General features: G+C 60.5%; 9 protein-coding genes and 4 pseudogenes. 3 read left to right on the top strand and 10 right to left on the bottom strand.

Features of this window, described 5'->3' with window-relative positions; translation table 11 throughout:
- A pseudogene (locus IEX27_RS19905) lies at window positions 1-237 on the top strand (heme ABC transporter ATP-binding protein); the annotation flags it as partial.
- Here IEX27_RS19905 and IEX27_RS21475 read toward each other — a convergent pair.
- Window positions 238-696, bottom strand: coding sequence for an NAD(P)/FAD-dependent oxidoreductase (locus IEX27_RS21475; RefSeq protein WP_244630468.1), 459 nt, complete (start codon window positions 694-696; stop codon window positions 238-240).
- 173 nt (window positions 697-869) lie between these two features.
- A pseudogene (locus tag IEX27_RS19895) lies at window positions 870-1,332 on the bottom strand (NAD(P)/FAD-dependent oxidoreductase); the annotation flags it as partial.
- Between the two features lie 205 nt (window positions 1,333-1,537).
- On the opposite strand from IEX27_RS19895, the gene IEX27_RS19890 reads away from it, so the two are divergent.
- Window positions 1,538-2,215 carry an IS6 family transposase gene (locus tag IEX27_RS19890; protein ID WP_188722847.1) on the top strand — a complete coding sequence of 226 codons (678 nt, stop codon included), beginning with the start codon at window positions 1,538-1,540 and terminating at the stop codon, window positions 2,213-2,215.
- Window positions 2,216-2,290: 75 nt separating this feature from the next.
- Window positions 2,291-2,485, top strand: a pseudogene (locus tag IEX27_RS21470) (hypothetical protein); the annotation flags it as partial.
- Between the two features lie 48 nt (window positions 2,486-2,533).
- On the opposite strand, the pseudogene IEX27_RS19880 reads toward IEX27_RS21470, so the two are convergent.
- From IEX27_RS19880 to IEX27_RS19845, 8 genes and pseudogenes are all read right to left on the bottom strand, one after another.
- Window positions 2,534-2,834, bottom strand: a pseudogene (locus tag IEX27_RS19880) (ATP-binding protein); the annotation flags it as partial.
- A 240-nt stretch (window positions 2,835-3,074) separates the two neighbouring features.
- Window positions 3,075-3,899 carry a sugar phosphate isomerase/epimerase family protein gene (locus tag IEX27_RS19875; RefSeq protein WP_188722846.1) on the bottom strand — a complete coding sequence of 275 codons (825 nt, stop codon included), beginning with the start codon at window positions 3,897-3,899 and terminating at the stop codon, window positions 3,075-3,077.
- 5 nt (window positions 3,900-3,904) lie between these two features.
- The gene (locus IEX27_RS19870) at window positions 3,905-4,585 is read right to left on the bottom strand and encodes an HAD family hydrolase (protein WP_188722845.1); all 681 of its coding nucleotides are present in this window, start codon (window positions 4,583-4,585) and stop codon (window positions 3,905-3,907) included.
- On the bottom strand, window positions 4,582-5,346 hold the full coding sequence (locus IEX27_RS19865) for a glycerophosphodiester phosphodiesterase family protein (RefSeq protein WP_188722844.1): 765 nt from the start codon (window positions 5,344-5,346) through the stop codon (window positions 4,582-4,584). The genes IEX27_RS19870 and IEX27_RS19865 overlap by 4 nt, the downstream gene beginning before the upstream one ends.
- Window positions 5,347-5,363: 17 nt before the next feature.
- Entirely contained in the window at window positions 5,364-6,236 is an 873-nt protein-coding gene (locus IEX27_RS19860) for an ABC transporter permease (protein ID WP_188722843.1), read from the bottom strand.
- A gap of 13 nt (window positions 6,237-6,249) precedes the next feature.
- Complete coding sequence (locus IEX27_RS19855; protein WP_188722842.1) at window positions 6,250-7,179, bottom strand: ABC transporter permease; 930 nt, start codon at window positions 7,177-7,179, stop codon at window positions 6,250-6,252.
- On the bottom strand, window positions 7,172-8,167 hold the full coding sequence (locus IEX27_RS19850; RefSeq protein ID WP_188722841.1) for an ABC transporter ATP-binding protein: 996 nt from the start codon (window positions 8,165-8,167) through the stop codon (window positions 7,172-7,174). Before IEX27_RS19850 ends, IEX27_RS19855 begins: the two co-directional genes overlap by 8 nt.
- Complete coding sequence (locus tag IEX27_RS19845; protein WP_188722840.1) at window positions 8,167-9,159, bottom strand: ABC transporter ATP-binding protein; 993 nt, start codon at window positions 9,157-9,159, stop codon at window positions 8,167-8,169. Before IEX27_RS19845 ends, IEX27_RS19850 begins: the two co-directional genes overlap by 1 nt.
- Window positions 9,160-9,199: the final 40 nt, after the last annotated feature.

Raw genomic sequence — 9,199 nt, 5'->3', positions numbered from 1 at the left:
GCACGCGACTTCGCCTCACGCGGTGGCGGCGTGATCGCCGTGCTGCACGACCTGAACCTCACGGCTGCCTTTGCTGATCATGTGGCTGTTTTCCGCGATGGACAGATCGCGACCACTGGTGCGCCGCACGCAGTCATGAAGGACGGGCTGCTCTGCGATGTTTTCCAATGCGCGCTCAGGGTAGGAGCCGTCCCAGCCCACGTGCCCTTCGTGCTGCCGCAGACCGTGGGCGAATAGCTACAATTGCTCTGGACCGAGACGAACCGGCAACTTCCAAGGCTGGTCTTCAATGCCAACCGTCATTGCCAGCGGCTGAAGCCGTATGGCTTCGGATGGCGTTCTGTTTGTGATGAGGTCGGCCAGCAGCTCACCTGACGCCGGGCCGGTCCCTAACCCGTGACCGGAAAACCCCGCCGCAATAAACAAGCCGGGCCGGCCGGGAACGGCATCGATCGCGGGTACAGCGTCAGGTGTGACGTCCATCACACCTACCCAACTCGTCGTTACCCTGGCGCTTGCGAAAGCCGGAAAAGCTTTCGAAGCGTTGCGCTGGGACCGCCGGAGGAATGTTGAGGAGGCTGGCGGGTCAAGCGTACGGACCGCTTCGAAAATCGTCTTGTCGTCGGCCGACCATCGCCTCGGAATGCCAGATCTTCCGGAAAGGAACGTCCGAAGCGCAACTTGAACTCGCTCCAATTGTTGCGCAGGTGAGACGCATACCGCGGCAGTAAAATAAGGTTGTCGATGAGAACCGGTGCGATGTTCGCGTTGCGAAGCGTCAATGTATGCTGTCCATCCGCACGAAGACGAAACGAGAAATTTTCCGCGCCGACCGGGAAGTCCGGCACTCCGGAAACGCCTAAGACCCTGGCGACCGTGCCAATAGCCTTCAATGAAGGGAAGTCCAGCCCAAGATTGCCGGCAAACAATCGGCTCGACGCGCCGCAGCAGATTGCCGCGCTATCACACCTGATCGTGTCACGCTCCGTCACCACCGAAGACACCCTGCCCGCTGCCCTTTTGACGGTCCGAACTGCGCACTGCGTCAAAACGCGGACACCGGCGGTACGTGCCGCCCGGGCCATGGCGGGGACGGCAAGCCATGGTTCCGCGCAACCGTCGTGAGGCGAATACAGGGCCACACGCGGGTTGCGCTGCCCTGCCCGGGAGTTTTGCCGCGACCGTTGCTCCCGATAGTTCATGGGTAACAACGCCGTGCCGCTTGCCAATCTCGTGCCACGTCGTCCAGTGCTGCTCATCCGCATCCGTGTAGGCGACATACATGATGCCGGTACGCCCATAGCCGGTAGGGCTGCCAAGTTTTCGATCCATATCCCGCCAGATTTCCATGCTGCGTGCGGAAAGCGGCAGTTCCTGCTCGGCCCGTCCCATCTGTCGCACTCAGCCCCAGTTGTGGCTCGACTGTTCGCCGGCAATCACGCCCTTTTCGCACACGACGACTTACAGTGGCTTTGTCGCAAACCTGTTGTCAACCTTGGCTGTGGCATGAGAGCCCTCCATTTCTGGGAGCTCGCCGATGTTCAGTGGCCGTCACTTCGACCAATCAGTAATCCTGCTGTGCGTACGTTGGTATCTGGCTTATAATCTCAGCCTACGTGATCTGGAGGAGATGATGGCCGAGCGAGGCATTCACGTCGACCATTCTACAATCCATCGCTGGGTCGTGCGCTTCTCACCGCTGCTGCTCGAACGGTTCAACCATCGCAAGCGACCCGTCACCCGTAAATGGCATGTCGATGAGACCTATGTGAAGGTTCGTGGTCGATGGATGTATCTCTACCGTGCCATCGACAACCTGGGCGACACGGTCGAGTTCTTCTTCAGCGAACATCGCGATCTATTGGCTGCCAAGCGCTTTATCCGGAAGGCGTTTGCGCGCCATGGGCGACCGGAGCGCATCGTCATCGACGGCAGCCAGACCAATCACGAGGCGATCATTGCCTGTGATGGCGAAAGCCGCCTGCGAAATCGATCACGACGGTTGTTAAAGCCAATCCGCATCCGGCAAAGCCAATATCTGAACAACCGCATAGAGCAGGACCATCGCCGCATCAAGCGCCGGATACGCTCCATGCTGGGATTCAAATCAACTGGCAGCGCCGCGACGATCCTGTCCGGGATCGAAATGGTTCACATGATGCGCAAACGACAGGCGAGGTACGCCTACAATCCGGCACCATCACTCGCCGAGTAGTTTGAAATCCTCGCTGCATGAATGCCGTATCTGATCAGCTTGTTCGTCCAAATGGCAAGTTTGCGACAAAGCCACTTCAACCCCATCGAAAATGCTTTCTCAAAACTCAACGCGCTATTACGTGCAAAAGCTGAAAGAACCGTCAGCGCCATGTGGGATGCTGTCGCAGCGGTTCTCGACCTCTTCACTCCCGACTGTCATCGCGGAATAGGGACCCCTGTTTTGGGTTGTGAAGGGCACGACGGCGAGCACCCGATCAGGCATCGCTAGTCAGGGTTGCACAGCCTGATCGGGTGCGGTTGAATTTGGTTCTCGGCTTTAGCTTTGATAGAGGCTTTTGAAACGCCACGAGGCGTTTCCGGTCTCAATGATCTCGCAGTGATGGGTGAGCCGGTCGAGCAAAGCCGTGGTCATTTTGGCGTCGCCGAAGACGAGATGGGTGGTGACGATGATCGAGGTTCGCTCGTAGAGCCTGCTGATGAGATGGAAGAGCAATTGCCTGCCGGCTTGGGCGAAGGGCAGATAGCCAAGTTCGTCCATAATGACGAAGTCGAGCCGGGTCAGGTGATCGGCGATCGCCCTTGCGGCCGGCGCGCCCTTCGGTCTCCAGTTGATGAACGCCGGTCGTGGAGAACCTCGCACATGTAGGGCTGTGGTGCGAAGGTAGTGGTTAGCCCGGTTTCCGGTACCATACCGATATAAAGGAAGCACCTTTCAGAACACGGAACTTGCTATGCATATTGACAGGATCAGTTGCATCGTGCTGACCGAGACCGATGACAACCGGGATACCATTCCAGGTGCTTTGGCGACAAGCAACAAGACCGCCAGGAGGCTTATGCGGGTGGGATAGCGAGGCTCAACGAGCCAGATGCCGGGCGCGCAACCATGCGACAGAGGGAAGGATGCCGCTCTTATCGCGCAGTTCGAGGATCAGGCGCGGCTGAGAGGTGAGTTCGCCGATGGCGCGGAAAACGGCGTGCCAGCTTATGGTGCCTTCGCCGAGCGCCCAATGTCTGTCCGCATAGCCGTCGGCATCCTGCAGATGGACGTGTTGCAGGGAATTACCCGCGCGACGGATGAAATAGTCGACCGGTGGCGCGCCCTTGGAGCCGCAGGCATAGTGGGCATGGCCCGTATCCACCGAGACAGCCATTGCAGGCGTGCTGAACGCATCCACGAGGATACGCCGGATGTCGGGATCCTTGTCCATGATGTTCTCGACCACCATCGTCACCCCAATTTGTTCAGCCCGGTAAACGACCTCGTCCATCGTGGCGTGGGTCAGGTCGAGCACCGACTGATAGGACAGACGCTCCGGCGCATTGTCGAGGTTGTTATAGTCCCAGGAGGTGTAAGGCGAGTGGATCACCATCTGGCTCGCGCCAAGGAACTCGCAGACATCAAGACCCTGCATCATCCGGCGTCTTACGACCTTGCGGATCTCAGCGTCCGAACTGGCAATATGAAGGCCCCAGAATGGGCCATGGATACCAAGCCGGCCTCGGTAACCGGACAAGAGCACCCGCGCCCGTTCGGCTGCGGGCCTCCAGTCCCTGTCGAGCGCTCCCTGGACGCAGAAGTCCTGCAGCTCCAGGTCACGGTGTTCATTCAGGATGAAGTCCTGCAGCTGTTCGAGATCTGCAACCGTCATGGCTGCGCCGAGCAATGGAAGATCATTCATAGTGACTATGCATCCTCTAGAATTTTGATTGTGAGAGTTCTGAGAAGGTTCTGGAACTCGGCTATGCCGTGAACCACATGGTCCGCACCGGCCTCCCATAGAGCCCGGTCGTGTCCGGGCCTGTCGTCCGAAGGACCAACGAAACCGACGGCAAGGCAGCCCGCAGCCTTGGCGCAGTGGATGCCGTGGAAGTTGTCGTCGATGAAGAGGGCTTCGTGCGGCGCCACCCCCAGCTCGCGGCAGGCATGCAGCGCCAGGTCCGGTGCAGGCTTTGGCTTTTCAACGTGGTCCGCCGAATAGATGTGAGGGCCAAAGCGCGAAGCAATCGTCGTGCGGCAGACGGAAACCGCGAGCCTGCGATGCGACGCATTCGAGCAGATCGCCATCTTGAGCGGGAAGTCCCTGAGGACGGCTTCAATGCCCGGAATGAGCGGGATCGAAGAGGCGAACATGCGAAAGAGGATCTCGTCGCTCTCAGCGAAGACTTCCGCAGCCTCAAGACCCTCACGGGCCATCCAGGCACGGCTGTCCTCAGCCGCACAGCCAGAGAAAACCTGGCGCGCTTCGGCAAACGTCATGGGCCGTCCAGCGGCGGTCACTGCCTCCGCCAGAGCACGGCATCCAAGAGGTTCGCTGTCGAGCAGGACCCCGTCACAGTCAAACAATAAAGCCTTGATCCTGTTCATGCCGCCGTTGCGTCCTGGCGCAGCAGGGACTTGAGCGTGACCGGATCGTCGGAGACAAGAAAGGCAGGTCCGACCTTGATCCACTTCTGCATGAGTTCGGTCGTGTTGATCGTCCAGACCGAGCAGTTCTCAACGCCCCATTCGCGGGCGATGAGGTCGAATTCCGCCTCGAACAACGCGTGATGCACACCAAGAACGTCAACGAGCCCCCGGACCTTTTCGATGAGGGCAGCAAGGCCGCCATGCTTTTCTGCGGACGGCGCGTGAACGGAGACGAGGCGGCGCATTTCAGGCGCGACATCCCGAACCTCGGCTACAACGTCGATGTCGAAGCTGTGCAGCGCCGATCGATTGGCGAGACCCGCGGCGCGGATCGCCGCGGCCGCCTTTTCGACCATTCCTTCGTAGGGTCGGCCATCGGGATCCGACTTCAACTCGACCCACGGTTCAATCGCGGGATCGGTTGCGATGACCGCAAGTACGTCCTCGAGTGTCGGCGGGCATTCATCGATCAATTGGCCATCCGGACCACGAAGACGCAGTCGCCGACGGTCTTCAGGCCTCAGATTGCGCACCGGGCCAGTGCCATCGGTCGTACGCTCCAGTGTGGCGTCGTGGATGACGACCAGTTCGCCGGCATCGGTCAGATGAACGTCGAATTCAACGGCTTCGAAGCCATGCTCGAGGATCTTGCGGAAGCCAAGAAGCGAATTCTCAGCCCAGAGGTTGCGCGCACCGCGGTGCGCCATGATGCGGGACATGCTGTTCTTTCCCAGGTTTAGCGAAGGGTTGGATCGAGGCGGTCGCGCAGCCAGTCGCCCAGCAGCGAAATTGAAAGAGTGGTCATGACGATGACGAAGGATGGTGCGAGCATGATCCATGGAGCCTGCGTGAGATATTCGCGTCCAAAGCCCACCATGTTGCCCAGTGAACTCTGGGGAGGCTGGACACCGAGGCCAAGAAAACTCAGACCGGATTCCATCAGGATGATTTCAGGAAATGTAAGGGTCATCGAAACGATCAGGGTGGAGGCCACGTTCGGCAGGATATGACGGAGGTAAACGCGCGCGGGCGTTGCTCCCAGCTGCACCACGGCTCCGGCATAGCCCTGCGCCGAGGCGGAGATGGCAAGGCCACGGGCAATGCGTGCGTAGCGTTCCCAGCCGTAGAAGCCCATGAGGCAGACAAGCAGAACCATCGAGTTGCCGAAGAAGGCGAGCACGGCCAGCGACATGATCAGGAACGGCAGCGCGGCCTGGAAGTCGGCCAGCGCCATCACGGCTCCCTCGACCCATCCGCGGAACTGCGCGGCAAGGAAGCCGAGGCCGGTGCCGACGACTGCCGACAGGAGTGTCGCGCCAAATGCAATGACAAGCGAGACCCGGATGGACTGCATGAGCCGCGAAAGCACGTCGCGCCCGAGATCGTCGGTTCCGAGCAAGTGTCCGGGCGTGCCTGGAGCAGCCATCCTTGCACTAAGATCCATCTTCGTGATTGCGTAGGGGCGCATCTGGTCGGCAAAGACAGCGACCAGCAGCATGGCGATGAGCCAGAGCAGCGACACCCATATCAGGAAGGGTAGGTTCAGGCGCAGGCGGGACAGAAGGCTGCGCTTCGCCGAACTTTCGAGTGTGGCTTCAACAGAAGTCATGACCTTCAAATCCTCAGTGAGCGGCGCGCCTGGAGCGCAGCCTTGGATCGAGCAGCCCATAAGCCAGATCGACCAGGAAATTCGCGACAATCATGGAGCTTGCGATGACGAGAAGGAGGGCCTGAACAACGGCAAGGTCACGGTTGGCGACAGCTGTGACAATCAGCCTGCCGACGCCGGGCCAGGAGAAGATGCTCTCCACCACCGCTGCGCCAGCGATGAGCGAGCCGATCATGAAACCGAGCAGCGTGACGATCGGCACGGCGGCATTGGGGAGTGCATGTTTCCAGACGACGCTGCGCCAGCTCAATCCCTTGGCCATGGCAGTGCGGATATAGGGCTGACCAAGAACCTCGATCATGGCTGATCGGGCAAAGCGCGCCATGATGCCGATCCCGCCGACCGAAAGCGTCAATATCGGCAGAAGCGCATGCTCCACCCCTTCCTGCCCGCCGGAGGGAAGCCAGCCGAGTTGCACGGCAAAGACCAGCACAAGGAGAAGCCCGAGCACGAAGGAGGGCACCGTGAAACCCAGGATCGACAGAGTGATGACCCCACGATCGGCAATCGACTGCCTGTGCAAGGCTGCATAGACTCCTGCCGGAATGCCAAGCCCAACCTTGAGCAGGAGCGCGGGAAGCGTGATCGCCAGTGTTGCGGGAATGCGCGACAGGACGAGGTCAAGCGCCGGCACCTGGTCGCGCATCGATACGCCGAATTCGAGGGTCAGCAGCTGGACAAGATAGGCGAGATACTGCTTCCAGATCGGATCGTTGAGGCCCCAGCGTTCGCGAAACGCGTTGATGGCGTCCTGCGGTGCATCGGGGCCAAGCAGGATGAGTGCGGGGTCGCCAGACAGGCGCAAAACCAGGAAGGCGAAGGTCATGACCAGCATGAGTGTCAGGAAAGAACGGACGAGACGTGACAGGATGTGCCTAAGCATGGATTTCCCGGACCTGATCCTGATTGGGTGCTGCTCGAAGTTTCAGGCAGGCGGCCAGGCGATGGCTATCCCGGATCAGGGCTGGCGCCTCGGCCTTGCACGCCGCATCTGCAAGATGGCAGCGGGGATGGAAGGCGCAGCCGGAGGGCCGCGACGCCGGATTGGGGGGCTCGCCCTGCAGCAGGATGCGCTTGGCATGTCCCCTGCCCGCGCTCGGCACGGACGAAACCAATGCCTGCGTATACGGATGGCGCGGATTGGCGAAGATCTCGTCGGCGGGTCCTTCTTCAACGATACGGCCGAGATACATCACCACGACCCGGTCGCAGAGGTTCCGCACGACCTTCAGGTCGTGGCTGATGAAGACCATTGTCAGGCCTTCCTCCAGCTTGAGATCATAGAGGAGGTTCACCACCTGCGCCTGGATCGATACGTCCAGCGCTGAAACAGGCTCGTCGCAAACGAGGAATTTCGGCGCCATGGCCAGCGCCCGGGCTATCACCACCCGCTGACGTTGCCCTCCGGAAAGTTCGTGCGGGTAGCGCCCGGCCTGGTCGGGCCGCAGACCAACCTTGCCCATGAGTTCCGACACCCTGTTTCTAATGGCCTCACGCGGTACAAGGCCATGAATCTCCAACGGTTCACCAATCTGGTCGGCGATGGTCATCCGGCGGTCGAGGGCTGCGAGCGGATCCTGGAAAATGAGCTGCATTTCCCGGCGCAGCCTGCGCCACTCAGGTGTACCGGGGGCTGGCATAGGCGCACCCCTCCAGGTCAGTTCGCCCCTGTATGGCGGTTCAATGCCGAGGAGCATCCTTCCAAGGGTCGATTTCCCTGACCCGGATTCCCCGACAATGCCGGCAATTTCTCCTTCTCGGATTTCGAGATCGATGCTGTCGACTGCCCGAACAACTGTCGGATGCTTGAACAGCGTCTTGCCTGTTGTGTACTGCTGGCAGAGACCTGACGCTTGCAGAAGAACAGACATCAGGCTGCCAGCTCTGCGCTTGCTGGAGAAAAGGTGCGGCGGGGATCCCGTACCGGGTGGAAGCAGGCAACCTGGCCACCGTCTGGTTGCTGGAGAAGCGCCGGTTGCGCGGAACGGCAGAAATCACTGGCATGGGCACAACGCGGGGAGAAAGCGCAGCCACGGGGCAAGTGGCGTGGATTGGGAACCGTGCCGTTGATTGGCTGGAGACGCCTGCGGGGGCCCTGCAGCTCAGGTATTGCCTCGAACAGGCCGACCGTATAGGGGTGCCGCGGGTTGTCGAACAATTCGCCGATGTGGTTCTGCTCGACGACACGCCCCGCATACATGACAGCCGCACGGTCGCAGACCGCGGAAACCGCTCCGAGGTCATGGCTGATGAACACCATGGCCATGCCGGTTTCATGGCGGATTGTGGCCAGAAGATCGAGGATCTGGGCCTGGATCGTCGCGTCGAGCGCGGTGGTCGGTTCATCAGCGATCAGCAGGTCGGGCTCGCCGGCCAGCGCCATCGCAATCATGATGCGCTGGCATTGTCCCCCCGAAAACTCATGCGGATAGAGGTCGATGCGGGTTTTGGCGGAAGGAATGCCCACCAGGTCCAGCAAGCGTATCGCTTCAGCCCGGGCTGTGGCACCGCTGAGGCCGCGATGAAGGCGGAGGCTTTCATCCAGCTGCTTGCCCACCCTTTGGACCGGGTTCAGCGAGGACGATGGATCCTGGAAGATCATGGCGATGCGGCCGCCACGCACCTGCTCAAGCTCACCCCGCGAAGCATTGACCAGCTCCCTGCCTTCGAGCGTTACCGATCCGCTGATCTGCGCCCGTTGCGGCAGAAGGCCCAGGGCCGCAAGCCAAGTGACGGACTTCCCGCAGCCGCTTTCGCCGACCAGGCCGATCGACTCTCCTTTGCCAACCTGGAGATTGATACCATGCAGCACTTGTACTCCGTCGAACGAGACGCGCAGGTCCTTGATCCAGATGAGAGACATAGCCAGTTCTCCATGTTCAGAATCGCTTGGGGCAGGCTTT

It is taken from the genome of Nitratireductor aestuarii (assembly GCF_014641695.1).
Lineage (GTDB): Bacteria > Pseudomonadota > Alphaproteobacteria > Rhizobiales > Rhizobiaceae > Chelativorans > Chelativorans aestuarii.
This window is presented reverse-complemented; position numbering and strand designations above follow the sequence as displayed.